This window comes from Lysinibacillus sp. NPDC093190, from assembly GCF_050280425.1.
In the GTDB taxonomy this organism is placed as follows: Bacteria; Bacillota; Bacilli; order Bacillales_A; family Planococcaceae; genus Lysinibacillus.
In genome coordinates this window covers 54,408-80,104 of record NZ_JBNNVG010000017.1, presented here as the reverse complement: position 1 = coordinate 80,104, position 25,697 = coordinate 54,408, and the positions used below count along the sequence as shown (strand labels likewise).

Sequence of the window (25,697 nt, the reverse complement as noted above, 5' to 3'; positions counted from 1 at the left end):
CTTGCACAAAGCCGATTCCAGACGCAATTATGCCGAGGCATAATTGATTAAAAAAATGCATTGATGAGGACATGAATTTTGTGTAACGGCTTTTAGAGAGGGAAGTCATTGGCTGTAAGCTTCCTAGTTCGAGCACACTATTTACTACCTGCTGAGCAGCGAAAGGGATAATCTTTCGCCGGTCCCTAGCCCGTTAGCTAGCCTTGAGCTTCGTCTGACTATAAAAAGTCGGAAGGAAGAAGGGTGGAACCACGAGCATACGCTTCGTCCCTTTCGTAGGGACGGAGCTTTTTTTATTTCTGTTCAATAGAAAATAGTGGTGAGATGAATGCGGATATAGTTTCTTTTTAGTGGGTGTCCAAACACCTACTGAATAAGGATAAATTCCGGGGATTCTTGGACTTCAATCATGCATCACAACAAACCTATAAGGAGTGCAAACAAAATGTCAGATATGATTAAATTAACTTTCCCAGATGGCGCTGTAAAGGAATTTGCAAAAGGTACATCTACTGATGATGTAGCATTATCAATTAGCCCAGGACTTCGTAAAAAAGCATATGCTGGAAAAGTAAATGGTGTCTTAGTCGATTTAAAAACATCAATTGAAGAGGACGCTACAATCTCAATTATTACACAGGATGATGAGGAAGCATTGGAAATCTTACGTCATTCAACTGCACACTTAACAGCACAAGCGATTAAACGTTTATTCCCAGAAGTTAAACTTGGTATTGGTCCAGTTATTGAAGGTGGTTTCTACTACGATATCGATGCACCAACGCCAATCACTGCTGAAGACTTACCAGCAATTGAAAAAGAAATGAAAAAAATTATTGCTGAAAACCTAGAGATCGAGCGCAAAAATGTTAGCCGTGCAGAAGCACAAACAATCTATGAAGAAATTGGCGATGAATACAAATTAGAATTACTTGAAGCGATTCCGGCTGATGAGCAAGTTTCTATTTACTACCAAGGTGAATTTTTCGACCTTTGCCGAGGTATTCACGCACCATCGACTGGCAAGCTTCGTGAGTTCAAACTTCTTTCACTAGCTGGTGCTTACTGGAGAGGTAACTCAGATAACAAAATGCTACAACGTATTTATGGTACAGCATTCTTTAAAAAAGAAGAATTAAAACATCACCTACAAATGCTTGAAGAAGCAAAAGAACGTGATCACCGTAAAATCGGTAAGGAATTAGAATTATTTACAACTTCTCAAAAAGTTGGTCAAGGTTTACCGCTATGGTTACCAAACGGTGCAACAATCCGTCGTGTCATTGAGCGCTATATTGTAGATAAAGAATTATCTCTTGGTTATAAACATGTTTATACACCAGTACTTGGTTCTAAAGAGCTGTACCAGACTTCTGGTCACTGGGATCACTACCAAGATTCTATTTTCCCACCAATGGAAATGGATAATGAAACACTAATTATGCGTCCGATGAACTGTCCTCACCATATGATGGTGTACAAAAACAGCATGCATTCTTATCGTAACCTACCATTACGTATTGCGGAGCTTGGTACAATGCACCGTTACGAAATGTCAGGCGCTGTTTCAGGCTTACAACGTGTACGTGGGATGACTTTAAACGATGCACATATTTTCGTTCGTCCAGACCAAATTAAAGCGGAATTCCAAAAAGTAGTACAGTTAATATTAGAAGTATACAAAGACTTCGATTTAAAAGATTATTCATTCCGTTTATCTTACCGTGATCCAGCAGATACTGAAAAATACTTTGACGACGATGCAATGTGGGAAAAAGCACAAAGTATGTTAAAAGAGGCAATGGATGAGCTTGGCTTAGATTACTTCGAAGCTGAAGGTGAAGCTGCATTCTACGGTCCTAAACTTGACGTACAAGTGAAAACTGCCATTGGTAAAGAAGAAACTTTATCAACAGTTCAGCTTGACTTCTTATTACCAGAACGCTTTGACTTAACTTACGTTGGAGAAGATGGTAAACCACATCGTCCAGTTGTTATTCACCGTGGTGTCGTATCAACAATGGAACGTTTCGTTGCCTTCTTAATCGAAGAGTACAAAGGTGCATTCCCAACATGGTTAGCACCAGTACAAGTTGAAGTCATTCCAGTTTCAAACGAAGCACACTTTGATTATGCAAAACAAATTGAAGAGCAATTAACTGCAGCGGGCTTACGTATTGAAATGGATGACCGTGAAGAAAAACTAGGCTACAAAATCCGTGAAGCACAAATGAAAAAAATCCCGTATATGCTTGTTATCGGCGACAAAGAAGTAGAGGCTGGTGGCGTAAATGTACGTCGCTATGGCTCAAAAGATTCAGAAACAATTAGCTTCCAAGACTTCTTAGCCAACATTAAAGCAGAGATTACAAAATAATTTAATGATTTTGCCGGCGAATACGATTTAGAATTCGCCGGCAATTTTTGAAGGGTAATCTTAATTTTATTAAAACAATATTATTGATTTCGTCATCAAATGTTGGGGTGACACTTGTTAAAACAAATGCCATTTATATAAGTTGATTGGAGTGGAGGCTGGGCGGCTGCTCGGGGATCAGCGTCACAGATGAGACCCTGGAGCGAGTATATAGAGGAACGAAAGCTAAGAGCATTTACATCCTGTGATAACGCCTTCGTGACCAACATCGTGTTGGCTCAAGCGGCTCAGCGGACGCCCCTAGGAAAGCGCCCAGCCGGGAAATCAACCTCACGTTATGAAGATGAATCATTATAATGGTTTAGATTTAAAATTTTTAGGTTACTTTAATAATAATAAGCTGAAAAACATTTGACAGCTTATAAAATACATGCTAATATAATTAAGGTTAATGAATACAAAGTTTGTGGTTGAAGTAGAGGCTGCCCGCTTCTCACCTGATACAACGCTCTTAGGCTGTGAACAGGTATTACACGTTGAATTGTTTTGCGCAGACTTGCGCATGCACATATAGCGGGCGGACATCTTAGTGTCCGTCCTTTTTTTATGGACATGACAAGAGGATGTACCGTTCAACCGGGCAAGGCTTTGCCCAAACCATGTATTCGCGACAACTACTTGGAGGTGGATTACTATTAGCAAAGACATGTATGTAAACGAAGGCATTCGCGCACGTGAACTTCGATTAATCGATCACAATGGTGACCAGCTTGGTGTAAAGACACGTAATGAAGCGCTAGAAATCGCCGCTCGTGTAAACTTGGATCTTGTCCTTGTGGCCCCTCAAGCCAAGCCGCCAGTCGCTCGTATCATGGACTATGGTAAATTTAAGTTTGAACAGCAAAAGAAAGACCGTGAAATTCGTAAAAATCAAAAGGTCATCGTAATGAAAGAGGTTCGTCTGAGCCCAACAATCGATGAGCATGATTTCCAAACGAAGCTACGTAATGCGATTAAATTCCTTGAAAAAGGCGATAAAGTAAAATGTAGCCTACGTTTCAAAGGTCGTGCGATTACACACAAAGACATTGGTCAACGTGTATTAGATCGTTTTGCTGAAGCTTGTGCTGAAGTATCGACGGTTGAACAAAAACCGAAGATGGAAGGCCGAAGCATGTTCTTAGTTCTTCAACCGAAGAACGAGAAATAATATTAGACGAACAGTTTAGGAGGAATTCGACATGCCAAAAATGAAAACTCACCGTGGAGCTGCGAAACGTTTCAAAAAAACGGGTTCAGGTAAATTAAAATATGACCGTGCTTATGGAAGCCACTTATTCGCAAACAAATCTACGAAACAAAAACGTCACCTACGTAAAGCAAATATCGTTTCATCTGGTGACTTCAAACGCATCAAATCTTTACTTGTTTACATGAAATAATTGACTAAAAAATACTAATATTCATTTTTAAATGAAAAGCAGGAGGTAATTCATATGCCACGCGTAAAAGGCGGAACAGTGACGCGCAAACGTCGTAAAAAAGTATTGAAATTAGCTAAAGGTTACTATGGTTCAAAACATACATTATACAAAGTTGCTAACCAAGCAGTGATGAAGTCAGGTCAATATGCATACCGTGACCGTCGTCAGAAAAAACGTGATTTCCGTAAATTATGGATCACTCGTATCAACGCAGCTGCTCGCATGAACGGCCTTTCATACAGCCGCTTAATGCACGGTTTAAAAGTTGCTGGTATCGAAGTTAACCGTAAAATGTTAGCTGACCTAGCTGTAACTGATGCAGCAGCATTCACTCAATTAGCTGAATCTGCTAAAAAAGCAGTTGCTAAATAATTAGTGATATAATGCTTTCGCAAGACTGATGGATTTATCCGTCAGTCTTTTTTGTGTTAGAGTAGTAGTAAATAGATAATAAAAGGAGTACTCAATGGGAGAAGCATTATTAGCGTATATGGCGATTGTTTCTATAGTCCTGCTCGTTATGATGGGCATGGATAAATCAAAAGCAAAAAAACATGAATGGCGTATTGCAGAACGCACATTATTTACATTGGCAATCGCTGGGGGAGCAGTAGGTGGCGTGCTAGGAATGTATTTATTCCGTCATAAAACACGCCATAACAGCTTTGCATTTGGCTTCCCACTGCTAGCAGCTATTCAATTTTTTATCCTAGTACAATTATGGTGATAAATCGCAAGAACAATCCGATAAAACCCGAAAATGTTCCGATAAATAAAAACACATCCTCATGATGAGGATGTGTTGTGCATAAGCTTTTCAATGGGTTGTTTCCAATTTATTTTTGCGCTCGGATAGTTCAATAGGATTTCTTGCTGTAGGTATTCAAAGTCTCTTTTCGTAAAACCTTGCAGTGTAGCGGCGTCTCGGGCGCCAACAAAAATCGTAACAACCTCGAAGGCATCTTCAGTAGTGCCGAGGTATTTTTCACCTTCGAAAAGAGCACCCTTATAAGAAATAAAGAAATTTTTTCGGACATTTTTGACGTCATCATAAAAATAGTATTGGCCTTTTTCATAGGCTTCATCAAGTTTTCGCTTAGGATCGGTTATATAACGAATCGCTTTATAAAATACATAGATAATAAGCGCAATAACAGCAAGACGAATAAGTAACGGCAACATTTTTAATTTCCCCCTTGAAGAAAGGTTATTCCTTCCTATACGATTGTAGAGGGCAATTAGTTTCACTTTTTATAAATATTTTTAAGAAATTTAGGAGAAAAAATGAATTTACAACAATTGTTTAAAATGCAAAAAGAGCTTGATGATTTCATCGAGAAAACACAAAATATTGAACGTGATGTATTTAAAGAAAAAGGTTTAGCCTTAATGGTGGAGCTAGCTGAACTAGCAAATGAGACACGTTGCTTTAAGTTTTGGAGCACAAAGGGAGCCTCAGAGCGAGATGTGATTTTAGAGGAATATGTAGATTCTATTCATTTTATATTATCACTTGGCCTATTAAAAGGTTATACAGCAATAGAAAAATGGCCCGTGATTGAAGAGAAGAGAGATTTAACAGAGACATTTTTAATGACACAAGACTATATTTTAAGCTTTATTAGTCAACCTACAGAGGATAGATATTTAGCGATCTGGCAATGCTATGGATTACTTGCGTTCAATCTAGGCTTTTCGTTTGAGGACGTTGTTACGGCATATATAGAGAAAAATGAAGAAAATTATAATCGTCAGCGTTCGGGATATTAAAGTGTAAGAAATACACCAATTTTCTGACGATTAAGCTAGGAATATTTCGGTAAACGAAGTATAATAGAGAAGATACAAGAGTCAGGAGGCAAAAGAGGATGACACAACTAGATCCAACATTACAAATGTTTAAAGATTTAACAGATGCGAATGGTATTGCAGGTAATGAACGTGCACCACGCGAGGTCATGAAAAAATACATTGGACCATATGCAGACTTAGTTGAAACAGATAATTTAGGTAGCGTCATTGCTAAAAAAGTTGGCGATGAAAATGGTCCTAAAATTATGGTTGCAGGTCATTTAGATGAAGTAGGCTTCATGGTTACTCAAATCGATGACAAAGGGTTCATCAAATTCCAAACTGTAGGCGGCTGGTGGAGCCAAGTTATGCTTGCACAGCGTGTAACAATTACAACACGTAAAGGCGATGAAATTATTGGAGTTATAGGTTCAAAGCCTCCTCATATTTTACCAGCAGATGTGCGTAACAAAGTAGTAGACATTAAAGATATGTTTATCGATGTTGGTGCGGCTTCAAAAGATGAAGTGCTTGAATGGGGCGTACGTCCTGGCGATATGGTAACACCATATTTCGAATTTAATGTGATGAAAAACGAAAAATACTTATTAGCAAAAGCATGGGATAACCGCATTGGTTGTGCGATTGCAATTGATGTTATGAAAGCATTGCAAAATGAAAAGCATCCTAACATCCTTTATTCTGTAGGGAATGTACAAGAGGAAGTAGGGCTTCGTGGTGCGAAAACTGCTACGCATAAGATCCAACCAGATATTGGCTTTGCTGTCGATGTAGGTGTAGCAGGAGACACACCAGGGGTAACTGCAAAAGAATCAACTAGTAAAATGGGTGCTGGTCCACAAATTGTTGTCTACGATGCATCAATGGTATCACACCGCGGTTTACGTGAATTCGTATTAGATGTGGCTGATGAGCACAATATTCCATATCAATTCGAGGCAATGGCTGGTGGCGGTACAGACGCTGGCTCTATCCACGTAACTGCAAATGGTATACCTGCTCTATCTATCGGTATTGCTACACGCTACATCCATTCACATGCAGGCATTTTACATCGTGATGATTACGATAATGCTGTAAAACTAATGGTGGAAGTTATTAAAAAATTAGACCGTGATGCTGTCAATAAAATTATTTTTGACTAATACTTTTGAAAGAACATCGGAAAGAACTAAATAGATATACCGTAGTTTTGCCTTCTAACAAAAATGTTAGGAGGCTTTTTGCGTTGGTTAGACCAAAGAAGAACATAAATGTTGACCTTGATACAAAGATTTTGGCAATTCAAGCTCGAAAGGAAGAAGAGCCAATATCAGAAGAACAAAGCATTGTAGATAAGCTCTATATGCCCATAGTGAATGATAAGAGTATTAAGAACCTTACTATCAATCATGTATTGCTCGTACTCAATCAGCAAATGAAGCTGAATGGATTACGTAAACGCTTTGCAGAAATGGTAAAGGTAGAGTATTTACATGAAATCAATGTAGATTCGTAGGGAGTACAAACAGAAGAATAGCTACATATTTTTAACTACTCATGCTACACCGATTAACGACACTGTATCACCTGCGAATTTGATTGCCAAAAACCTTTGGAAGTACAGTAGGCTCTATGGTTTGAAGAATATTAATGCTCATAGCATAAGAAGACTATATGCTCAAAATCTCATTAAAAGAGGAGCAAATATTAACCTAGTTTCACATGCTCTAGGACATGATAGCCTTCATACAACAAGCAGATATTTATATTTAGATGAGGAAACAGTAGCAGAGAGCTTACGTGACTATTTATAAACAAAAAGAGGGTTAGCACTCGCAATGCTACCCTCCAACGCATTTAGCAGTACCCAATACAACTAAATATGAGCGTTTAACATGCCTTCATTTTACTTCAAAAAAAGTGGAAATGCAAAGGTCTAGTTTCCTATTGTCTTTTTTGGGTAGCATGAGGTCGTGTTGGCTCGTTGGTGGAAACCTAGTAACACCAATTGTAACTAAACTTGACAGGTTATGACGTTCCCATCGCACACAAACGTCTAGCACCCTCTATAAGCGTTCCTTGTTTCGCTTTGGGTGTGAATGGTGTTAGCGACCATTAACGGCTAGGAGTGGAAGGTCTGAGTGGCTACGGCTACGCAGGATACATCACACATTGTAATTGTTGCCGAGTTTTTCATAACAGTAGAATAGGCATTTACGCTACGTGTAAGGTACGTATAAGGATTACACCAACTATCGGGGGCAGAAGTAGATTAGTAGATGTATTGTTCGAGAGAGCGCATTTAAACAAGGGCATACATAAACGGATACCTCAAATGACGGATTCATGAGATTATGCTGAATGTCTTGTCTTGTTCCCTTAAGTCATTTTTTGATTTATTGAGAACAAGGCAAGGCATTTTTGCATTGAGCCGTTTCAACTCGACCGCCTTCATGATAGGGGGACGTAGACAGTTGTCAACTCAAGATAGATGCTTGGTGTAAATATTTATTAGAGAATATCAATGCTCATGCCATTAGGAGAGCATACGCAAAGAATTTGCTAAATAAAGGTGCAAGTATAGCTCTTATTAGTAAAGCTCTTGGGCATAGTGATTTAGCTGTTACTACTTATCATAATTTATAGCGTTAAAAGACAAATTAGAGTTTGTAGAAAAATAAAAAGAACAAGTCTAAAAAGAGCTTGTTCAAATAGTTCATATGTTAAATATAATTTCCGAATATTGGATTTAATTTCCTCTGTTTCAACAATATAAACCATCACCGCTATATTAGTTTTCATCCATCACTGTGCTACGATACCCTACCCTACCCAACCGCTTCACAGGAGACGGAGAATAATTCTCCGGCCTCCCATCCCGGCATATAATCATTAGAAGTTACTCCCTTCACGTCATACATAGTCATTGGCAATTTTCCCATTTCTGTTTATTTCCGTAGAAGTTATCAAGATCATCAAACGAAGCTCTGAAGATATTTAAATTAGAGTCATTCACCTCCAGCGTACCTTGAATGAAACCTAGCATGTCTTCTGAGACGTTAGAAGCGTCCTCAGCCCATTCGTTTACCACTTTGTATACTTCTTTGTCGTAAGCAGTTGAGCGGGTCATAAGGACCGATGTACCTAAGTTCTTAGTGATGCCGTTATAAGCGTTGATTGCATTATCGAAATTTAGTGATCCACCTTCATTAAGTGCCACACGTTTAAACTCTTGGTAATTCGCATACATTTCGTCTAAAGTGATTGCGTTTTCAGGTGACAGACAAGATTTATCAGTAGCGGGCTCGTGGATCACCTCAACCGCTTCTACCTCTTCGGATTCTACCACCTTAGCAATTTCATCTTTCGAGCTCAAACTTTCTTGCTTGATCTTTGTAGGAAAACTATCGGTAGATACGAGATACCATATAGCTATGATACCCATCACTATAATAGATGTTAAAAATGCAATTATTACTTTGTAAACGTTATTCTTTTTCATTGTTCAATAACCTCCAAATTATGCCCTGGAATATAACTAGGTTTTGTTTCTCCTCTACCACATTCTTAATTAACCATAAATCTCTCGCCGTTTTCGAATCCATTTAAGTGCTCTGAAATGTTACTTTTCAACTCCACCGGGCTACCGACAACCCAACCAGTCATGTATATAAGTTGAGCGTCTCTACTACGTTCACACTCTAAATTAAGATGAATGTTATTTAGTCTTGGAAACTTGTTAGGATACCATCTGTAAAGTAAAGATATTGACCTTGTCCATATACCCATTGTTCATGAATACTATATTCAGTAACTGTTCTGTTGATTGTTTCAGGTTGTCCCCATAACGAAGCCTCAACTTCTTCTTTTGTCATACCTATATGTGGATTCTTTCCTTTTGCTTCTTCAACTAACTTTTTCTTTAATGCTTTTTCGACTTCAACTTTTACCGATAGTTCACTATAGTCTTTTGCTTTAACGTAGGCATCTTTTGCATCATTATACTTCCAATCTATGTAATCGAAACCTTCCCTGTCTTTAAATATGCCTGTTATTAGAGAACCCTCTTCGTGTGGCAAGTAAATAGCGTTACTGATCTCCGTTGATAAAATACCACTATAACCAAAATCTACACTATCCATTAATTTTGCTGTTTTTAAAGACATTAGTTCATCGGATTTTAAAAAGGTGATGTAACTTTTTACTGCTTCTATATCTATATTGGGTTCTAAGGTACTTTCATTTAGCATTTTTTCGACTTTGTCTGTTTCTCCTGCTTTTATTAATTCTTCAATTTCCTTTCCTGTCACAACTGTTTGAATAATTTCTGCAGTTGCTTCTTCTGGTTTGTCCTTAGCTACACTAGCTGAACTACATGCACCTAAAACCAATAAAGAAACAAATACCAAAAATAATGTCAGTCTTTTCATTGAATTACCTCCACTAATAATATTAAACCAAGTGATATTTTACCATGATAGGAAGTGTCGTGTAGGTAAAATAAAATATGTTTCCTGCTTTTTGAGGTAGTCAACATGACGCATAAGATTCCAAGTGGTACTAATGAAAGAATAGTTAAATTTTAAATGGATTGTTATCATGTACGGCACGAGCGGGTCTTAATGAATCAGAAATGTTTGGTATGTTAGCCGTATTTGAACGTGATATTATTCAACAACGAACTAAGGCTGGATTAGAGGACTAACTAGCGTGATAAAGATGTGATGTATGAATTTCTCATATTCTGAAAGCGTGCGTTGTTGTTAAATCAACGATCGTGGGTGGAGAAGGGACAAGCATAGCACAAGCATTTTTAGAGAAAGGTATACATGTTATACAGGAGCATCCTGTTCATGAAGATGACTATGTAAAGCTAATTAAAAGTGCGAAAGTAGGTAATTGTAAGTATCACTTAAATAGTTTTTATCCAAATGTAGATGCCGTACATGCCTTTTTACAAACGGCGAAAACATTAAGAGAAGTTAGTGATATTATTTATTTAGAGGCGGCTTGTAGTATCCAAGTATTATTTCCAATGTTAGATATTATAGGGCAAGCCCTTGGTAGTTTACAAACCTGTATACTTGCACCAGTTAATATTCCTACAGAGCATGATCCTTTTTATATGCTATCTGGACAAATACGGGATACCCCTGTGACATTACGTGTTTTCAATCAAATGGACTTAGCTAATCCAGAAAGTAACATTTATTTATTGCACAGAGTGACTTTAGGAACGAATAGAGGAACATTGTATTTACCAGACCCTCATGGTTCAGTGCATTGGATGCCGTGTATGAGTTCGTCATTAAACGAATCGGCTATTTTAAATAAGAGAATAGACAATAAATTTCTAAGCTATCCAGTAGAGGAGACTGTCTTTACTGCACAAAACAATAGCTTCGAAGATTTATATAAAAAGGTATGGCCTAAAAGCGTTGAACGCTCTCTTCTAACATTTTATGAAGATATTTGGAGTTGTTCTTACTTTAAACAAACAACACAATATTATTTAACAGCTTGTAAATTATGGAATGATATTGGTAAAAAAATAGGGCCCTCTCACAAAGTTTGCATACGGGAACGAGAACCATTAAGAACGAAAGATATCAAGGAAGGATGAAGAATGGGTGTGATAGAAGTTAAAAAATGGTTCCCTTTTGCGGACGAGTTGTATTACGAACATAGTAATAAGCTTTTCTGTTTCCATCATGCTGGAGGCAGTGCCGCCGCTTTTAGAAATTGGAAAATATGGAAGCAGATCATAGCTGTATTTCCGATAGAGCTACCTGGTAAATCAACTAGAATAAAAGAACAGTATATTACAGATTATCTTTATGTGATGCCACAAATTGCAGAAGCAATTCACAAAGTAACACATCAAACGCAAATATATTTTTATGGCCATAGCATGGGAGCTATTCTTGCTTTTAAAACAGCCTGTTTGCTAGAAGAAAAATATAAGAAAAAAGTGAATTTATTAATAGTAGCCGGTCGCCATGCACCTCAAGATCATTTCCCTGATGACTATCAAACATATATGGATGATAGTGAACTAGTTAAAGAATTAATACGAGTAGGGGGTACCCCCAAAGAGCTGTTGGAAAATAAAGGGGTTTTACAATATATTCTACCTATTGTAAAAAATGATTATCGTTTAAATGAGTCTTTTGATTATCGTAATGAATTATTTCATGGTCCGATTGTTGCTCATTGCGGAACTAATGATCCAGACGCATCAGCAAGCGTTATGAAAAATTGGGGAAATGTGACGACAAATTCCTTTCATTTGAAAGAGTTTTTAGGAAATCACTTTTTCCCATATGAAAATAAACAGGATTATTATAAGGCTTTAGAGCAGGCCTGTACGCAGAGTTCTACTAAGATTTTTCTTTAGTAAAAAATACTTTAAAAATGAGGGTATCTTAAAATTAAAGATACCCCGTTTTGTATTCATATAAAGTATCTATTTAACCTGTAAAAGCTGTAATATATTTTTACCAATTTGCCCAGGGTTTGTTGCCAATATAGGAGAGCGATAGTTTGATAGAACAACGACACCTGTTTGTTGCGTTTTATCAAACCCTAAATAACTAGAAAAAGCTTTCGTCGAACCGTTATGCCAAATGATATTGTCCTCAAGAAGCCATCCTAGACCAATACCCATATGTTCCGAAAAAGTTTCAGTAGCTTGATGTGATAATGTATAACCTAAATTTTCTTCACTTAAATGTACTTTCATAAATTTTAAAAGATCATTGACAGTTGAACGGACTGCCCCTGCTGCCATAAAGTCATTCATTTGGAGCGGAGGCTTTTTATGTCCAAGAATCGTGTATCCTTGCAATACTGCCTCTACTTGATCAGAAGGGATAGAAATAAATGTATTTGGCATATCTAAAGGATCTGTTAATCTTTGTTTGATAGCTGCTTCATAATCAGTGTGAAGTGTATTGGCTAAAATATATCCTAAAAGTCCCATTCCTACGTTAGAATATCTAAATTTAACTTTTGGGTCGTCTGTGTGCGTTTTAAAATAATGTATAGTCTCGTTCAGTGAATATTGACAAAAAGGATCACGAGGTGTTTGTGCGTCAAAAAGATTGGAAATGTTCTTTAGCACACCTATTCCCGGTAGTCCAGAAGTATGATTTGCTAAACGTTTGAGTGTGACAGGGTGATTATCAGGAATTTCAGAAAAGTATTTGCCAATAGAATCTTCTACATGGACTTTTCCCTCCTGAATCATTTCCCCTAATATGGATGTAGTAAAAACTTTAGAAATTGATCCAACTTCATATATATATAGCTTTTCTTCCAGCATAAAATTCGAGCCACCGAAAGTAAAAGTAGCTTCTTGGTCTTGAGAAATGATACCAATGGATAAAGCAACATTTGGACGGGTTTTTATATAGGGATAAGCAATTTTAAATATGTCCTTTTTTAAATCGTGTAAATCCACAATAATACCTCCATTAAGAACGCTTATTTTTTTCCTGCTCCTCTGAAATAGTAGAATGTAATTTCGAAAGTATGTTCTTTAATTGTAACAAGTCCTCTCTTTTGAGCTTTGTATAATATTTATAAATAATAGCAAGCTCAATTTCTTCCTGTTTTTGAAAATAAAGATGTCCTCGTTCATCTAGTTCTATAATAACCTCTCTACGATCCAATTTACTCATTTCTCTTTTTATAAAACCTTCTTGCTCCAGCCGATTTACTAATTGGCTAACAGCACTCGCAGATGTACCCATTAACTTTGCTAATTCATAAGTTTGAAGGGGACCTTTCGTCTGAAGAAGACTTAAAAATACTGCTTGTTTTGTAGTTAATGTTTCATCTAACAATGAGGAAAATTCTTCAGTTAACATTAAATTGGTTTCATATTCAACTCGATTAATCTCTTTAACAAGATGCACCAAATCCTTATCCATGTATTTTACCACCTAAATAATTAATATATATTAATTATAAATATGTATTAACAATAATGCAATTCTCTTGACTATGCGACGGAATTGAAATATGCATAAACATTCAAATATTCGCATTTTAGACACATCCGAAGATAAGATTCTAATTTTTAAAAATAAACATAAAAATTCAGTTGATTTTATATTTATGCATTGTTATACTAAACCCAACAGCAACGAAACAAGGAGCGAAGGCTATGAAATTACTCGAGGAAGTACAGTTAAAGTTAGTGTCTAGCTTAAAAGGCAAGGACCTATTAACCTTGCTAGACTATACAAGTGAAGAGGTTCAACAGTTAGTTGAATTAGCGACACAGCTAAAAATGATTACTAAAGAAGGGAAATGTCCGAAGCTACTAGAAGGTAAGACACTCGGCATGATTTTCGAAAAACATTCAACTCGTACTCGTATTTCATTTGAAGTAGGTATGAATCAATTAGGCGGAAAAGGTATGTTTATGCATGCACGTGATTTGCAGATTGGTCGCGGTGAATCGATTTATGATACAGCACATGTGTTATCAGGCTATTTAGATGGTATTATGATTCGAGCGAACTCTCATGCAATGGTGAAGGAGCTTGCAGAGCATGCATCTATACCGGTTATCAATGGATTAACGGATATTTATCACCCATGCCAAGCTTTAGCGGATTTAGAAACGATCGCTGAAAATAAAGGTCAATTAAAAGGACTAAAAATTGCATATGTTGGAGATGGCAACAACGTGGCGCACTCATTAGTAGTCGCTTCTGCTCATGTAGGAATGAATGTGGCGGTAGCAACACCAGTTGGCTATGAATGTGATGCAGATGTTATCGCAAAAGCACATGCTATCGCAGCAGCAAATAGTAGTACAATTACAATTACAAACGATCCTATAGATGCGGTTATAAACGCGGATGTAGTATACGCTGATGTATGGACGTCGATGGGGCAAGAAGAGGAAACTGCAAAACGTCTAGAAGATTTTGCAGGTTATCAAATTAATGATGAGCTTGTCGCATACGCAAAACCGAATTATATGTTCCTGCACTGTTTACCGGCTCATCGTGAAGAAGAAGTAGCGTCATCTGTTATTGATGGCCCAAATTCCTACATCTTTGAGCAAGCAGAAAATAGACTCCATGCACAAAAAGCAGTGCTAGCCTCAATTCTAGCTTAATGCAATAAATGAACATTTCGAGCAAGAACAGACGCCAAGTATTATACTTCTCAGTTTGAGAAATACTATATAGATAGAGTTCATATTGACAACAGGGGGTGTCAATGTGAATAGCATAACAGTGGTTACAGACAGAGGGATGTAAGCCGCGCGTGATGTATGTTATCAAGATGGATGACCACATCGCTACATAATAAAGTAACCTGGGAGACGCTAGGTTACTTTTTTTCTTGTTGAACTGCCTATTTACTTTTTTTCAGATACATTTTTAAATTATAATCCCTAGTTTTCCAATCTTATATAGAGAATTAAAACTATTATCTATATAATAGGATAAATAAGTAATTTGTGGAGGGCTTCAGATGAACATTGACCATATCGAAGCGTTTTTATATGTAGTGCATTATAAAAGTATTCATAAGGCAGCAAATGCATTGTTTTTATCTCAACCGACTGTGACGGCACGTATTAAAACATTGGAGCGAGAGTTGAATGTAGAGTTATTTCATCGTGATGGGCGAAGTGTAATATTATCGGATAAAGGCAAGGATTTTGTACCGTTTGCGACACAGATTGTGCAAACCTTCGAACAAGGAAAGAAACAATTAGAGGCAACGAAGGAGTCTGACGAGGTATGCATTGGTACAAATGGTGTCACAGCACAATATTTTTTGGCTTATGCATTGCCAAAATGGAAGAAAGACTTTCCACATTTGCGTTTTCAGATTATCACAGGTTCAACAGCGGTGATTTTAGAGAAATTGCAAAGTCATCAAATCCATCTTGGTCTTATTCAATACGTGCATAGGGAAGGCATTTGCAATGAGCTATTGCTAAGTAATGCAGTCAAACTTGTAATGCATCGCGAGCATCCCTTTATACAACAAAATCCAATGAAAGCAAAGGAACTGGCACAACAAAAAATGGTGTTTTTTGAATGTGGGGCTTTTGATTGGAATTATGTGCATAAAATGTTTGAGGTAGAGGGCGTATCAGCAAATATTGAAGTGCGAACAGATCATTTAGAAGTAGCGAAAGAATTTATTCGTACGAAAGAGTATATGAGCTTCTTACCGCATCTTTGTGTAAAAAGGGAACTTGAAAGTGGGGAATTTGTTGAGATTGATGTTAAGCATTTACTGGATATGAATCAACACATTTTTTTAACGTATAAAAATAAAGAGACACTGGCGCCAGCCTTTTGGAAAACAATATTTGATACAGCTGTGGAATTCGAAAGCATTCAAGAAAATTCGCATTGATAAAATATTTTATAAGACAGTAAATTTTTTTCTATTATGTAACCTATTGCAAATTGTATAAATGAACTGTATTATCTTCCTCAATCCTATTTTATCTATGCGCAACCATAAATAAAATATTTTTTTAACTATAAAACATACTTAACCACTATGTTTAGTAAAAAATAAAATTTGAGGAGGAACAAATATGGTGAGACAGGACAAAATTCGATTCGGGGCTATTATTCATGGTGTAGGTGGTAATATTTCAGGCTGGCGTCACCCTAAGGTGGCTAGCAATCAAAGTGTAAGCTTGCCTTTTTATATTCAGCAGGCACAAAAGGCAGAGCAGGGGAAATTTGATGTTGCTTTTATTGCAGATGGTTTGTTCATCAATGAAAAATCCATTCCTCATTTTTTAAATCGTTTTGAGCCAATAACAATTCTTTCGGCGCTAGCGGTAGCAACTAAAAACATCGGGTTAGTAGGTACTGTATCAACCTCCTATAGCGAACCATTTACAGTTGCACGCCAATTTGCCTCTTTGGATCATATTAGCGGGGGGCGTGCAGGATGGAATGTCGTAACGACCCCTTTAGAAAGCACTGCCTTAAACTACAATAAAACAATTGAGCAGCACCCTAGCCACGCAGAGCGCTATCAAATTGCTGAAGAATATTTAGAAGTAGCAAAGGGCTTGTGGGATTCCTGGGAAGATGATGCTTTCGTCGCAGATGTAGAAAATGATGTATTTTTCAATCCTGATAAGTTGCACACATTAAATCATAAGGGTAAATATTTTTCTGTACAAGGTCCGCTAAATATTGCACGCTCTAAGCAGGGGCAGCCCGTTATTTTCCAAGCGGGTTCTTCAGATGCAGGTATTCGATTAGCAGCAAAGGATGCAGACGCGATTTTTACGCACGGTGCGTCGTTAGAAGAGTCACAGAAATTTTATAAAAGGGTAAAGACTGAGGTCGCGGCGTTTGGACGCAATCCAGATGAAGTTAAAATTTTTCCAGGAATCTCTCCGATAATTGGCAATACGCCTGAAGAAGCAGAAGCAAAGTATCAGGAAATCATTGAGCTTGTTTCGATAGAACGTGCACTTGCTTATCTTGGAAGATATTTCGATCATCATGATTTTACACAATATGATGTAGATGCTCCGTTCCCAGAGCTTGGTGATATTGGAGCAAACAGCTTTAGAAGTACGACTGATTATATTAAAAAGTATGCCAAGCAAGAAGGGCTAACATTGCGACAAGTTGCGTTACGTGAAGCAACCCCGAAAACAGCATTCTTTGGTACAGCAGAGCATGTCGCTGACCTCGTGCAGGAATGGTTTGAGCTAGAGGCGGCTGATGGCTTTATTATAGGCGTTACTGTACCTGGAGCACTGGAGGATTTTGTAGATAAGGTTGTGCCAATTTTACAAGCAAGAGGGCTATACCGTGAAGAATATGAGGCAGACACATTACGAGGTAACTTAGGTTTACCATTTAAAGAAAGCCATTATGTCAAACAGTCTGTCTAAAAACCTAGTAAATGTATAAGGATAAATGTAATTGAGGAGGCAATGTATGAGCTATTCATTAGGCATATTAGATCAAAGCCCTATTATTGAGGATGCAACAAACGAGCAGACTTTACAAAAAACAGTGGCTCTAGCACAAAAAGCAGAGCAATTGGGCTACTCACGTTTTTGGGTGTCAGAGCACCACAATACAGATACATTAGCGGGGGCTTCTCCAGAAGTATTAGTATCTTATCTACTTGCTAAAACAAAGTCTATCAATATTGGCTCGGGTGGAGTGATGCTACAGCACTACAGCCCTTACAAGGTAGTAGAAAATTTTCACGTTCTCGCATCGTTAGAGCCGGGGCGAGTTGATTTAGGCATAGGGAAGGCACCAGGCGGTTTACCTCTCTCTACGAAGGCGTTGCAATATGGCACGCTCAATAAAGGAGAAGATTTTGAGGAAAGATTAACATTCTTACAGCAATTAATTGAGCAAATAGTACCAGCGGAGCACGAATTATATGGCGTACAGGCAACACCGATTCCAAAGGTAAAGCCAGCATTATTTTTACTTGGGGCAAGTCCACAAAGTGCCGCTCTTGCAGGCACACTAGGCATTGCGTTCGTCTTTGCGCGATTTATTAATAGTGATAATGATGTATTAGCACAAGCAGCTATAGCTTATCGCAAGCATCATCCAAACGGTCATTTTGCCGTTTCCATCGCAGCCCTTGCAGCCCCTACAAAAGAGGAGGCGAAAGAGCTTATTGGTGATCAAAAAATTACGAAGGTTCATTTAGCAGGTGGCAAAAGCCTAACATTACAATCGGTAGAGCTAGCAGAGAAATTTGGTCAGGAATCTGGAGAGTCATTTACGGTGAAGCAATATGATGCAGATATTTTATATGGTACTCCGGAAGATATTAAAACGATATTAGATGACTATCATGTGCGCTATCAAATTGATGAGTTTATTTTGCATACACCTGTGTTGAAGGAATTTGAACGGGAACGATCATTTGAGCTATTAAGTCCATTTAATTTACATTTACAGCAAAAAGAAGCGGTAAGCTAAGGAGGAAATAAACATGGCAAAAAATAAAGATGTAATTGTTTGGTCAAAGCAAGGCTGTAGTTATTGTGATGAAGTGAAAACATATTTACAACAACAAGGCATTTCTTACAAAATAGTGGATGTGACACATAATGACGCATTCCGTGACATCCTTGAAACAAAATATGGTGTCCGCTATGTTCCGGTTGTCGAAATTGGATCAAATGGCGTCTTTATAGCAGTAACAGAGATTGGACTGGAGCATTTAAAAGCAGGGCTTGCAGTTGATATACCGTCGCACGCATAAGAAGAGAGGGATTCTATGAAAAAATTATCATGTTATTTACTATTGCTACTAGCTTTACTTTTAACAGCTTGTTCAAGTTCTGAAAAGTCCGAAGGGGATACTAGTGAAAATAAAGCTGCACAAGGTGGAAAGGATGTTCAAAAAATCATTGTTGGTACAGGAACCCAATTTCCAAATATCTGCTTCATTGATGACAAGGGGAATTTAACAGGTTATGATGTGGAGCTTGTTCGCGCCATTGACGAGAAACTACCAGAATATGAGTTTGAATTTAAAACAATGGAATTTTCAAATTTATTACTAAGTTTAGAGACAAAGAAGATTGACTTTATTGCCCATCAAATGGAAGTCAATAGTGAACGAGAGGAGAAATTTCTATTTAATAAGGAGCCTTATAATGTATTCCCATTAAAAGTAACAGTTAATGCAAAAAACAATTCTATTCAATCCATTGATGATTTGAAGGGGAAAAACGTTAGTGTTTCACCAACTAGTAACTCTGCTGTCTATATAGAGAAATACAATAAGAAACATAATTTAGGTGCTAATATTGTCTATTCGTCCGGCTCAGTCGATGTTCACAATCAACTTGCGACAGGTCGAATCGATGCAATCATTACAACACCATTTGCTGTAAAGTACTATAACGAAAGTAATGAAGCACAGGAGAAGGTTGTAGGAGATGCTTTATTAAATTCAAAAGTTTACTTCTTATTAAATAAAGACGAGGTTGTTTTACAGGAGCGACTTGATGATGCTATTCGAGAGTTAAAGGCAGAGGGTGTCATTAGTAAACTAAGTAAAAAATGGCTAGGTGACGATTATTCGGTGGACTTCTAAACGAAACAGGAGAGGAAGAGGGAAGTATGGCTAATGACTTTGACTTCATGCTAATCGCAAAAGTACTTCCAATATTGCTTCAGTATTTGCCAGTAACACTCGAAATTTTGGTGTTCGCCATTCTTTTTGGCATGCTACTTGGTATAGTGATCGCTATACCAAAGTTGCTACACATACCAGTTTTGAAGCAAATCATAACGATTTATATTTCGTTTATTAGAGGTACGCCGATTTTAGTGCAATTGTTTTTAGTGTTTTATGGTATACCGGCATTATTAAAGCTTGTGAATATTGATGTAACAAGAATGGATGCTATGTATTTTGTGATTATTACTTATACGTTGAGCAATGCTGCATCGTTTGCTGAGATTTTTAGAGCGGCTATTTTAACAGTTGATCGTGGACAAATGGAGGCAGCTTATTCAGTTGGATTCAGTGGAATACAGGCCTTTCTACGTATTGTTCTCCCTCAGGCGATTCGTGTTGCCTTCCCAAATATGGCAAATACGATGATAAGTTCATTAAAGGATACCTCTTTAGCATTTTCAATCGGTGTCATGGATATGGTGGGACGTGGAGAAACACTTATTGCTTCAACGACAAGGGCGCTGGAGATATATTTAGCACTGTCCATCGTTTATTATGTCATTGTTATGCTGGTAGAAAAGGTATTAAAACGAAATGAACGATATCTTAATCGATATATGCCAAAGGAAGCTGCATCTAGCTAGGGGGGAAATGCTATGACTATAGATTATGCTTTTATTTTTGACGCATTAATAGAAATTAGTAAAGTATTGCCGTTAACTTTGTTCATGACAGTTACGCCTGTCTTATTGGGCATTTTAATCGGCATAATAGTTGCATTTGTGCGAATACAACAAACGAAAATTTTCGCACCATTGTTGAATTTTTATGTATCTTTTTTTAGAGGCACACCAATCATTATGCACATTATGCTTGTTTATTTTGGAATACCCATTGTAGTTGATGTCATTGCAAAAGCTTTCAAGTTAGAGTTTCAATCAAGCTCTATTCCTATTTTATTTTTTGTTATTTTGGCTTTGACGTTAAGTGCAGGAGCGTATGCCTCCGAAATAATTCGGTCCGGTATTTTAAGTGTACCTAAGGGACAGCTAGAGGCAGCATATGCAGTCGGTTTAACATTTTCACAGGCGATGCGACGCTATATATTACCTCAAGCATTTAGTAAATCCATACCTAACTTCACAAATGTTTTTATTGGGTTCTTACATGCCACGTCATTAGCTTTTTTCCTTTCAGTTAAAGAGTTAACAGGAGTTGCGAATATCGTAGCTTCTATTAATTTAAAGTTTTTGGAGGCATTTATCGCTGTCGGGCTAATTTATTGGAGTGTTTCAGCTATTGTTGAATGGTTGGCACATCGTATTGAAAAAAGAGTAACTGCCTATAGTAAGGGCGGCATTTAAATAGAGTCTAGAAAGGGGATTGAACGATGACAGTAGCTGAAATAGTGATTGAACATTTGAAAGAGGAAGACTATGCACGGTATTTAGAGGTTCTAGTAGAAAGTTATGCACAATATGAAAAAGAATATGATAACCCAGAGGACTGGGGTTCATACTTAAGTGATATTCGGGCATCTGTTGGTAATCCTAATGCAGACACAATTTTAGTGGCAAAGCGTGGCGATGAGATTTTAGGGGGACTGCAATTATTTACAGATTCTGAAAAAGCGTATGGTTTGCCAGAGCTTAACATACAGTCTACCATTGTGCGCTTACTTGGCGTGCATCCTAACGGAAGAGGGCTAGGTGTTGCTAAAAAATTATTGCATGAAAGTTTTACCTTTGCTCGCAATCGTCAGGATCAAGCATTATATTTGCACTCAGGTGATATAATGCAGGCCGCTATTAATCTTTACTTATCGCTAGGCTTCGTAAGAGATGAATCTAAAGAATTTAATAAGGGAGATAAGCTAGTAAAAAGCTTCCGCTATGATTTATAAATAAAGCATAGTATGTTGTCTATTAAGTATAATTTCTCGTTTAAATGCCATAGGAAAAGGGTTAATTCGCCCCTTTTTCTATGGATTTGCTTTTGAATCAGTGTTTTGTGAAATTTTTCCAAAGGCTAAGTGTGGGAAAAAGCCTTCAAGGAATCGCTCAGTTGCTGGCATAAAGTAAGAGCCGAAATGGAAATCAGGATCTAATGTCGTAATGATCCATGTTCCGCCGGTAGAGGCAGTATAAATATATAAAACTGCACCACCATCTTCTGTTGTTACTAAAATATCTGCATTATCAGGAGGCCAGAAAACGCCATGTTGATGCCATGTGCAGTCTGCAAGTGTTAAATAACCGTTAAACAGAGGATGTTCTGGTTTTTGTAATACTAGACCACTTGAAGCATCTTTTTCAAGCCACCACCAAAAATTTGTTGGTCGTTCTTCCCACTGTTGTGCAGGTAGCCAATTCCATGGCTGTGGTCCAAATGCAACTACAATTCCACCTTTTTCAGCAAACGAGTGTATTTTTGACACGCTAGCGAGTAAAAGTTTGTTGTTTAATTGAGAGGGAACAATCAGTACATCTAAGTCGTCGATGTCCGTTTCTAGGAAATCAGGGTGATAAATTAATTTTTTTATATATTGATTGAATTTTGGTTCATGAAATGTACGATAATGTGACTCATTACCACTATATATAACACCGATTCTTCTCATAGTTCTGTGCTCTCCTTTAATGATTGTACTTCTTCTTCAAGCCATGTTAAAAATTGTGGGCGAATACGGTCAGTTGATTTGTTTTCATTAGCATAGCCTAGTAAATCACGTCCTGCATGGACTAAAATAGTACCTTTTGTTGTTGTACGATCTACATATGTAACGGCTTTACCGTTTGAAAAAGTAAGTAATTTTTCTGCATCGTCTGGTGCATGATGAAAACCACGTGCAAAAAAGCCAGCAACTCCTTTTTTAAATGTCATATCTTCAGTAGTTACATCTTGAAAAATAGCTGAATCTGCAGTTGGAAAAACCTCATAGTCTTTATAATTACGAATAAGCTGTGGCATGAATGGACTACAACCTGGTAGCCATTCACGGAATAGATGGCCACAATACACTACGATTTTCTTCTCTTCCAAAAACGCAGCAATCTTCTCACGTTGACTGTACAAAAATTCTTGATCAATAAAATTAGGTATTAGGATAACATCCACTTCTTCTAGATTTGCGTATGCAAAATCATATTGATCAATTATTTTTGCTTCATTACCTGTATCTTTTTGCATACGACCATTCACACCGAAAGCATGTCCAGGGTCTAGTTTTAGTATCGAAATTGGGACACTCATATTGATTCCTCCAAAAGAAAAGTTAAGTACTAAATTATATTGAAAAAATATTTTATGCTCTTTGAATAATGTTCAATGGTGATATTATTCTACAAATGTCTTGGAAACAAAAGGAAGTACATAAAACTTATTTGACAATGATAATCATTATCAATATACTGTAAGATGTATTTAGATGCAAATGATAATCATTATCAATTAAAACGAAATAGAAAGAAGGGTTCTCTTTGAAACCAATTGCTTATGTTGGTATTGATATACAATTTTCGAGACTGACAGATGAGGATCGAAGGCGAGGATTAACGTTTTTATATTTATATGATTTACCGTATACCGATTTACGTGCCTATGCAGGCTTAATTATTACTAATTTAGTAGAAGAGCAATTTTTATTAGAGCATAAAAATGTTTTGGATCAATATTTGTCTCAGGGTGGCGTTATTTTTTCACTTACAGAGACATCATTACCTTGGTTAGCGGGAGTTCCTAACTGGAAACGTTCTCCGATTCCATTAAAGGATCGTGAAATAATTATAAAAGAGCCTATACATCCATTGTTTGTAGGTATTGATGCATATGACATTAACTACCGTAAAGGAGTTAGAGGATTTTTTTCTCGTGGTTATTTTGAAAAAACTCCATTACATGCTGAGGTACTTGTGACGGATCAAAGTGGTGCAACTATCATTTATGTAGATCGTGATTCGACCAATGGCACAATTTTTGCGGGTGCAGGGACGGATATTTACCGAGTATTTATTAATGAAGAAAATTCCTCGCGTTATTTAAGTTTGCAAATGCTTTCTTGCATCCGAGAAGAGTACGAGCACAATCAATTGAATGGAGTGAAGGAATAATGATTGGAATCGTAACAAATGGATTACCCTTTCAAAAGCGATTTTTTGCAGAGCAGGAATTTCATTATTTATATGACGATATTTTACATATTCGTGAATTACATCGATATAATTTAGAAAATTATGACACTTTGATTTTATCATGTCGTCTAGATATTTCTCATTTGAAGCGTTATCAATCTCAACTTCTCATATTTATTGAATCAGGTAAGCGACTCATTATTTTTGGTGAGATTTTAGATAATTGGTTTCCTACAATCGATTGGGAGGATTCGGAAGTTAATTTTAGCTGGTGGGTACGCGACGGTGGTGATTTACCAATGAGTGAGCAAAATATAACACATCCATTATTTAAATTTATAACGCTTGGTGATATGAAGTGGCATTATCATGGTTCATTTTTACCACCAGCTGGTGCCCAATCATTACTCGATATTCCAGGCGGTCGCTCTCTATTTTATATCGACAATGTAAGTTTTAAAGGCGAATTAGTTGTCACAACGCTTGATCCAATGTTTCATATTGGGCTTGGTTTTATCGATCAGTCGAAGCCCTTTTTACATGGAATAGCAAAATGGTTAAGAGAGGAAGAAAATCAATGAAAAAATATGGTTATTTAGCTACTTTAGCATTAACTGCAATGCTTGCAGCCTGTGGCAATCAAGATGGAGGATCAGCATCTAATCAATCTGCTGAAACTTCAAAATCGGAGGTTCAGACAACAGCGGAGGAAAAAATTGTGACCGATCAGCTTGGGCGTGAAGTAACAGTACCAAGCACAATTGAGCGTGTCGTGACAGGGGGTATTTTACCTTATTTCTCCACATGGTATGTCGCTACGAACTCAACGAAAGAAATTGTTGGAATGCACCCAAATTCGTATAATGCCGCGAAAAATTCAATTTTAGCAAAAATCTCACCAGATGTTTTAAAAGCAGAAACATCCTTTGTACAAAACGGGGAAGTAAATGTAGAAGAATTAATGAAAATAAATCCTCAGCTCTACGTAGAAATTGCAACAGATGAGAATTCAATTAACAAAATCTCTGAAGCTGGAATTCCTGTTGTTGCTGTAAAAGCTATTGATGCAGCAGCAGCTGAGCCTCTAGCAACATTCAATAGTTGGTTGACTTTAACGAGTCAAATAACAGGAACAACTGATCGTGCTGACCGCTTCTTGGATGAAGGTAAAAAAGTACAGTCAGAACTTAATACTAAATTGAAAGATGTTGTCACACAGGACAAGCCACGAGCAATGATTTTACATATGCATAATGATAAATCAATTACTGTCGGTGGTAGAAATTTCTTTGGTAACCAATGGCTTAATGCAACTGGAGCTATAGATGTAGCTGAAAATGATGTGGACGGAAGAAAAGAAGTAAATATGGAGCAAATCTATGCTTGGAATCCAGATATCATTTATATCACCAACTTTACTGAAACGCAGCCAGAGGACTTACTTGAAAACAAGGTGAGTGGACAGGATTGGAGTCAGGTGAAGGCTGTTCAAGAGGGTAAAGTTTATAAAATTCCACTAGGTATTTATCGCTGGTTCCCACCAAGTGGCGATGCGCCATTAATGCTAAAATGGATGGCACAAAAAAATCATCCAACATTATTTGATTATAAAATAGAAGATGAGATTAAAGCGTATTACAAGGACTTCTACGAATTCGATATTTCGGATGATGAAATCCATTCTATCTTAAATCCTTCTTCAGATGCAGCAAAATATTAAGGGTG

Annotated in this window: 30 protein-coding genes and 1 pseudogene; 24 read left to right on the top strand and 7 right to left on the bottom strand. The window is 37.2% G+C overall.

What is annotated here, in order from left to right; genetic code table 11:
- Positions 1 to 445: 445 nt before the first annotated feature.
- From thrS to ACQKOF_RS14585, 5 genes are all read left to right on the top strand, one after another.
- Positions 446 to 2,377 carry a threonine--tRNA ligase gene (gene thrS, locus ACQKOF_RS14605; RefSeq protein ID WP_427558283.1) on the top strand — a complete coding sequence of 644 codons (1,932 nt, stop codon included), beginning with the start codon at positions 446 to 448 and terminating at the stop codon, positions 2,375 to 2,377.
- A gap of 706 nt (positions 2,378 to 3,083) precedes the next feature.
- Complete coding sequence (infC, locus tag ACQKOF_RS14600) at positions 3,084 to 3,587, top strand: translation initiation factor IF-3 (protein WP_012295602.1); 504 nt, start codon at positions 3,084 to 3,086, stop codon at positions 3,585 to 3,587.
- A gap of 31 nt (positions 3,588 to 3,618) precedes the next feature.
- On the top strand, positions 3,619 to 3,819 hold the full coding sequence (gene rpmI, locus ACQKOF_RS14595) for a 50S ribosomal protein L35 (protein WP_004226312.1): 201 nt from the start codon (positions 3,619 to 3,621) through the stop codon (positions 3,817 to 3,819).
- Positions 3,820 to 3,873: 54 nt separating this feature from the next.
- A complete protein-coding gene (gene rplT, locus ACQKOF_RS14590) occupies positions 3,874 to 4,233 on the top strand; it encodes a 50S ribosomal protein L20 (RefSeq protein ID WP_049667524.1) in 360 nt (119 codons plus the stop codon).
- A 94-nt stretch (positions 4,234 to 4,327) separates the two neighbouring features.
- Positions 4,328 to 4,588: a DUF1294 domain-containing protein gene (locus ACQKOF_RS14585; protein ID WP_427558280.1), complete on the top strand. Its 261-nt coding sequence runs from the start codon at positions 4,328 to 4,330 to the stop codon at positions 4,586 to 4,588.
- Between the two features lie 59 nt (positions 4,589 to 4,647).
- On the opposite strand, the gene ACQKOF_RS14580 is transcribed toward ACQKOF_RS14585, so the two are convergent.
- Positions 4,648 to 5,043, bottom strand: a complete 396-nt coding sequence (locus ACQKOF_RS14580; protein ID WP_053484957.1) for a hypothetical protein — start codon at positions 5,041 to 5,043, stop codon at positions 4,648 to 4,650.
- Positions 5,044 to 5,145: 102 nt separating this feature from the next.
- Between ACQKOF_RS14580 and ACQKOF_RS14575 the strand changes: the two genes are divergently transcribed.
- The 5 genes and pseudogenes from ACQKOF_RS14575 to ACQKOF_RS14555 all read left to right on the top strand — a co-directional run.
- The gene (locus tag ACQKOF_RS14575) at positions 5,146 to 5,631 is read left to right on the top strand and encodes a dUTP diphosphatase (protein WP_053484956.1); all 486 of its coding nucleotides are present in this window, start codon (positions 5,146 to 5,148) and stop codon (positions 5,629 to 5,631) included.
- 98 nt (positions 5,632 to 5,729) lie between these two features.
- Positions 5,730 to 6,818 carry a M42 family metallopeptidase gene (locus ACQKOF_RS14570; RefSeq protein ID WP_427558276.1) on the top strand — a complete coding sequence of 363 codons (1,089 nt, stop codon included), beginning with the start codon at positions 5,730 to 5,732 and terminating at the stop codon, positions 6,816 to 6,818.
- 83 nt (positions 6,819 to 6,901) lie between these two features.
- A complete protein-coding gene (locus ACQKOF_RS14565) occupies positions 6,902 to 7,171 on the top strand; it encodes a hypothetical protein (protein ID WP_427558273.1) in 270 nt (89 codons plus the stop codon).
- Positions 7,164 to 7,469, top strand: a complete 306-nt coding sequence (locus ACQKOF_RS14560; protein ID WP_427558353.1) for a tyrosine-type recombinase/integrase — start codon at positions 7,164 to 7,166, stop codon at positions 7,467 to 7,469. Before ACQKOF_RS14565 ends, ACQKOF_RS14560 begins: the two co-directional genes overlap by 8 nt.
- A 688-nt stretch (positions 7,470 to 8,157) precedes the next feature.
- Positions 8,158 to 8,301, top strand: a pseudogene (locus ACQKOF_RS14555) (tyrosine-type recombinase/integrase); the annotation flags it as partial.
- A gap of 277 nt (positions 8,302 to 8,578) precedes the next feature.
- Here the strand turns inward: ACQKOF_RS14555 and ACQKOF_RS14550 are convergent.
- Complete coding sequence (locus ACQKOF_RS14550; protein ID WP_427558270.1) at positions 8,579 to 9,157, bottom strand: hypothetical protein; 579 nt, start codon at positions 9,155 to 9,157, stop codon at positions 8,579 to 8,581.
- A gap of 220 nt (positions 9,158 to 9,377) precedes the next feature.
- Entirely contained in the window at positions 9,378 to 10,085 is a 708-nt protein-coding gene (locus ACQKOF_RS14545) for a hypothetical protein (RefSeq protein WP_427558267.1), read from the bottom strand.
- A gap of 302 nt (positions 10,086 to 10,387) precedes the next feature.
- Here ACQKOF_RS14545 and ACQKOF_RS14540 point away from each other — a divergent pair, with 302 nt between their 5' ends.
- Positions 10,388 to 11,278 carry a hypothetical protein gene (locus ACQKOF_RS14540; RefSeq protein ID WP_427558350.1) on the top strand — a complete coding sequence of 297 codons (891 nt, stop codon included), beginning with the start codon at positions 10,388 to 10,390 and terminating at the stop codon, positions 11,276 to 11,278.
- Positions 11,279 to 11,281: 3 nt separating this feature from the next.
- A complete protein-coding gene (locus tag ACQKOF_RS14535) occupies positions 11,282 to 12,052 on the top strand; it encodes a thioesterase II family protein (protein WP_427558264.1) in 771 nt (256 codons plus the stop codon).
- A 69-nt stretch (positions 12,053 to 12,121) separates the two neighbouring features.
- On the opposite strand, the gene ACQKOF_RS14530 is transcribed toward ACQKOF_RS14535, so the two are convergent.
- Both ACQKOF_RS14530 and ACQKOF_RS14525 read right to left on the bottom strand, forming a co-directional pair.
- Complete coding sequence (locus tag ACQKOF_RS14530; protein ID WP_427558261.1) at positions 12,122 to 13,117, bottom strand: serine hydrolase domain-containing protein; 996 nt, start codon at positions 13,115 to 13,117, stop codon at positions 12,122 to 12,124.
- 13 nt (positions 13,118 to 13,130) lie between these two features.
- Positions 13,131 to 13,589 (bottom strand): MarR family winged helix-turn-helix transcriptional regulator, encoded by a 459-nt coding sequence (locus tag ACQKOF_RS14525; protein ID WP_427558259.1) that lies wholly within the window; start codon positions 13,587 to 13,589, stop codon positions 13,131 to 13,133.
- A gap of 236 nt (positions 13,590 to 13,825) precedes the next feature.
- Here ACQKOF_RS14525 and argF point away from each other — a divergent pair, with 236 nt between their 5' ends.
- The 9 genes from argF (at position 13,826) to ACQKOF_RS14480 (ending at position 21,745) form a co-directional block, all read left to right on the top strand.
- Positions 13,826 to 14,791 (top strand): ornithine carbamoyltransferase, encoded by a 966-nt coding sequence (gene argF / locus ACQKOF_RS14520; protein WP_427558257.1) that lies wholly within the window; start codon positions 13,826 to 13,828, stop codon positions 14,789 to 14,791.
- A gap of 362 nt (positions 14,792 to 15,153) precedes the next feature.
- Positions 15,154 to 16,053: a LysR family transcriptional regulator gene (locus ACQKOF_RS14515; RefSeq protein ID WP_427558255.1), complete on the top strand. Its 900-nt coding sequence runs from the start codon at positions 15,154 to 15,156 to the stop codon at positions 16,051 to 16,053.
- 187 nt (positions 16,054 to 16,240) lie between these two features.
- Positions 16,241 to 17,569, top strand: a complete 1,329-nt coding sequence (locus ACQKOF_RS14510) for an LLM class flavin-dependent oxidoreductase (RefSeq protein WP_427558253.1) — start codon at positions 16,241 to 16,243, stop codon at positions 17,567 to 17,569.
- Between the two features lie 46 nt (positions 17,570 to 17,615).
- Positions 17,616 to 18,629 carry an LLM class flavin-dependent oxidoreductase gene (locus tag ACQKOF_RS14505; RefSeq protein WP_427558250.1) on the top strand — a complete coding sequence of 338 codons (1,014 nt, stop codon included), beginning with the start codon at positions 17,616 to 17,618 and terminating at the stop codon, positions 18,627 to 18,629.
- 13 nt (positions 18,630 to 18,642) lie between these two features.
- Positions 18,643 to 18,915 carry a glutaredoxin family protein gene (locus ACQKOF_RS14500; RefSeq protein ID WP_427558247.1) on the top strand — a complete coding sequence of 91 codons (273 nt, stop codon included), beginning with the start codon at positions 18,643 to 18,645 and terminating at the stop codon, positions 18,913 to 18,915.
- A gap of 15 nt (positions 18,916 to 18,930) precedes the next feature.
- Positions 18,931 to 19,755, top strand: a complete 825-nt coding sequence (locus ACQKOF_RS14495; RefSeq protein ID WP_427558244.1) for a transporter substrate-binding domain-containing protein — start codon at positions 18,931 to 18,933, stop codon at positions 19,753 to 19,755.
- A 26-nt stretch (positions 19,756 to 19,781) separates the two neighbouring features.
- Positions 19,782 to 20,486, top strand: coding sequence for an amino acid ABC transporter permease (locus ACQKOF_RS14490; protein ID WP_427558241.1), 705 nt, complete (start codon positions 19,782 to 19,784; stop codon positions 20,484 to 20,486).
- A 12-nt stretch (positions 20,487 to 20,498) separates the two neighbouring features.
- Entirely contained in the window at positions 20,499 to 21,206 is a 708-nt protein-coding gene (locus ACQKOF_RS14485) for an amino acid ABC transporter permease (protein WP_427558238.1), read from the top strand.
- 26 nt (positions 21,207 to 21,232) lie between these two features.
- Positions 21,233 to 21,745, top strand: a complete 513-nt coding sequence (locus tag ACQKOF_RS14480; RefSeq protein ID WP_427558235.1) for an N-acetyltransferase family protein — start codon at positions 21,233 to 21,235, stop codon at positions 21,743 to 21,745.
- A gap of 78 nt (positions 21,746 to 21,823) precedes the next feature.
- On the opposite strand, the gene ACQKOF_RS14475 is transcribed toward ACQKOF_RS14480, so the two are convergent.
- Both ACQKOF_RS14475 and ACQKOF_RS14470 read right to left on the bottom strand, forming a co-directional pair.
- A complete protein-coding gene (locus tag ACQKOF_RS14475; RefSeq protein ID WP_427558233.1) occupies positions 21,824 to 22,462 on the bottom strand; it encodes a hypothetical protein in 639 nt (212 codons plus the stop codon).
- Complete coding sequence (locus ACQKOF_RS14470; RefSeq protein ID WP_427558231.1) at positions 22,459 to 23,094, bottom strand: hypothetical protein; 636 nt, start codon at positions 23,092 to 23,094, stop codon at positions 22,459 to 22,461. The genes ACQKOF_RS14475 and ACQKOF_RS14470 overlap by 4 nt, the downstream gene beginning before the upstream one ends.
- A 227-nt stretch (positions 23,095 to 23,321) precedes the next feature.
- Between ACQKOF_RS14470 and ACQKOF_RS14465 the strand changes: the two genes are divergently transcribed.
- Genes ACQKOF_RS14465 through ACQKOF_RS14455 form a run of 3 tightly spaced genes read left to right on the top strand, consistent with a single transcriptional unit; the run spans position 23,322 to position 25,692 of the window.
- On the top strand, positions 23,322 to 23,951 hold the full coding sequence (locus tag ACQKOF_RS14465; RefSeq protein ID WP_427558228.1) for a hypothetical protein: 630 nt from the start codon (positions 23,322 to 23,324) through the stop codon (positions 23,949 to 23,951).
- Positions 23,951 to 24,553, top strand: coding sequence for a hypothetical protein (locus ACQKOF_RS14460; RefSeq protein WP_427558225.1), 603 nt, complete (start codon positions 23,951 to 23,953; stop codon positions 24,551 to 24,553). Before ACQKOF_RS14465 ends, ACQKOF_RS14460 begins: the two co-directional genes overlap by 1 nt.
- The gene (locus ACQKOF_RS14455; RefSeq protein ID WP_427558222.1) at positions 24,550 to 25,692 is read left to right on the top strand and encodes an ABC transporter substrate-binding protein; all 1,143 of its coding nucleotides are present in this window, start codon (positions 24,550 to 24,552) and stop codon (positions 25,690 to 25,692) included. The genes ACQKOF_RS14460 and ACQKOF_RS14455 overlap by 4 nt, the downstream gene beginning before the upstream one ends.
- Positions 25,693 to 25,697: the final 5 nt, after the last annotated feature.

Coding starts and splice junctions, on each gene's coding strand:
- ACQKOF_RS14580 (WP_053484957.1), bottom strand. CDS start 5,043: ATGTTGCCGTTACTTATTCGTCTTGCTGTTATTGCGCTTATTATCTAT.
- thrS (WP_427558283.1), top strand. CDS start 446: ATGTCAGATATGATTAAATTAACTTTCCCAGATGGCGCTGTAAAGGAA.
- ACQKOF_RS14490 (WP_427558241.1), top strand. CDS start 19,782: ATGGCTAATGACTTTGACTTCATGCTAATCGCAAAAGTACTTCCAATA.
- ACQKOF_RS14455 (WP_427558222.1), top strand. CDS start 24,550: ATGAAAAAATATGGTTATTTAGCTACTTTAGCATTAACTGCAATGCTT.
- ACQKOF_RS14500 (WP_427558247.1), top strand. CDS start 18,643: ATGGCAAAAAATAAAGATGTAATTGTTTGGTCAAAGCAAGGCTGTAGT.
- argF (WP_427558257.1), top strand. CDS start 13,826: ATGAAATTACTCGAGGAAGTACAGTTAAAGTTAGTGTCTAGCTTAAAA.
- rplT (WP_049667524.1), top strand. CDS start 3,874: ATGCCACGCGTAAAAGGCGGAACAGTGACGCGCAAACGTCGTAAAAAA.
- ACQKOF_RS14460 (WP_427558225.1), top strand. CDS start 23,951: ATGATTGGAATCGTAACAAATGGATTACCCTTTCAAAAGCGATTTTTT.
- ACQKOF_RS14505 (WP_427558250.1), top strand. CDS start 17,616: ATGAGCTATTCATTAGGCATATTAGATCAAAGCCCTATTATTGAGGAT.
- ACQKOF_RS14550 (WP_427558270.1), bottom strand. CDS start 9,157: ATGAAAAAGAATAACGTTTACAAAGTAATAATTGCATTTTTAACATCT.
- ACQKOF_RS14575 (WP_053484956.1), top strand. CDS start 5,146: ATGAATTTACAACAATTGTTTAAAATGCAAAAAGAGCTTGATGATTTC.
- ACQKOF_RS14475 (WP_427558233.1), bottom strand. CDS start 22,462: ATGAGAAGAATCGGTGTTATATATAGTGGTAATGAGTCACATTATCGT.
- ACQKOF_RS14510 (WP_427558253.1), top strand. CDS start 16,241: ATGGTGAGACAGGACAAAATTCGATTCGGGGCTATTATTCATGGTGTA.
- ACQKOF_RS14480 (WP_427558235.1), top strand. CDS start 21,233: ATGACAGTAGCTGAAATAGTGATTGAACATTTGAAAGAGGAAGACTAT.
- ACQKOF_RS14485 (WP_427558238.1), top strand. CDS start 20,499: ATGACTATAGATTATGCTTTTATTTTTGACGCATTAATAGAAATTAGT.
- ACQKOF_RS14570 (WP_427558276.1), top strand. CDS start 5,730: ATGACACAACTAGATCCAACATTACAAATGTTTAAAGATTTAACAGAT.
- ACQKOF_RS14545 (WP_427558267.1), bottom strand. CDS start 10,085: ATGAAAAGACTGACATTATTTTTGGTATTTGTTTCTTTATTGGTTTTA.
- ACQKOF_RS14495 (WP_427558244.1), top strand. CDS start 18,931: ATGAAAAAATTATCATGTTATTTACTATTGCTACTAGCTTTACTTTTA.
- ACQKOF_RS14525 (WP_427558259.1), bottom strand. CDS start 13,589: ATGGATAAGGATTTGGTGCATCTTGTTAAAGAGATTAATCGAGTTGAA.
- ACQKOF_RS14515 (WP_427558255.1), top strand. CDS start 15,154: ATGAACATTGACCATATCGAAGCGTTTTTATATGTAGTGCATTATAAA.
- ACQKOF_RS14535 (WP_427558264.1), top strand. CDS start 11,282: ATGGGTGTGATAGAAGTTAAAAAATGGTTCCCTTTTGCGGACGAGTTG.
- rpmI (WP_004226312.1), top strand. CDS start 3,619: ATGCCAAAAATGAAAACTCACCGTGGAGCTGCGAAACGTTTCAAAAAA.
- ACQKOF_RS14585 (WP_427558280.1), top strand. CDS start 4,328: ATGGGAGAAGCATTATTAGCGTATATGGCGATTGTTTCTATAGTCCTG.
- ACQKOF_RS14470 (WP_427558231.1), bottom strand. CDS start 23,094: ATGAGTGTCCCAATTTCGATACTAAAACTAGACCCTGGACATGCTTTC.
- infC (WP_012295602.1), top strand. CDS start 3,084: ATGTATGTAAACGAAGGCATTCGCGCACGTGAACTTCGATTAATCGAT.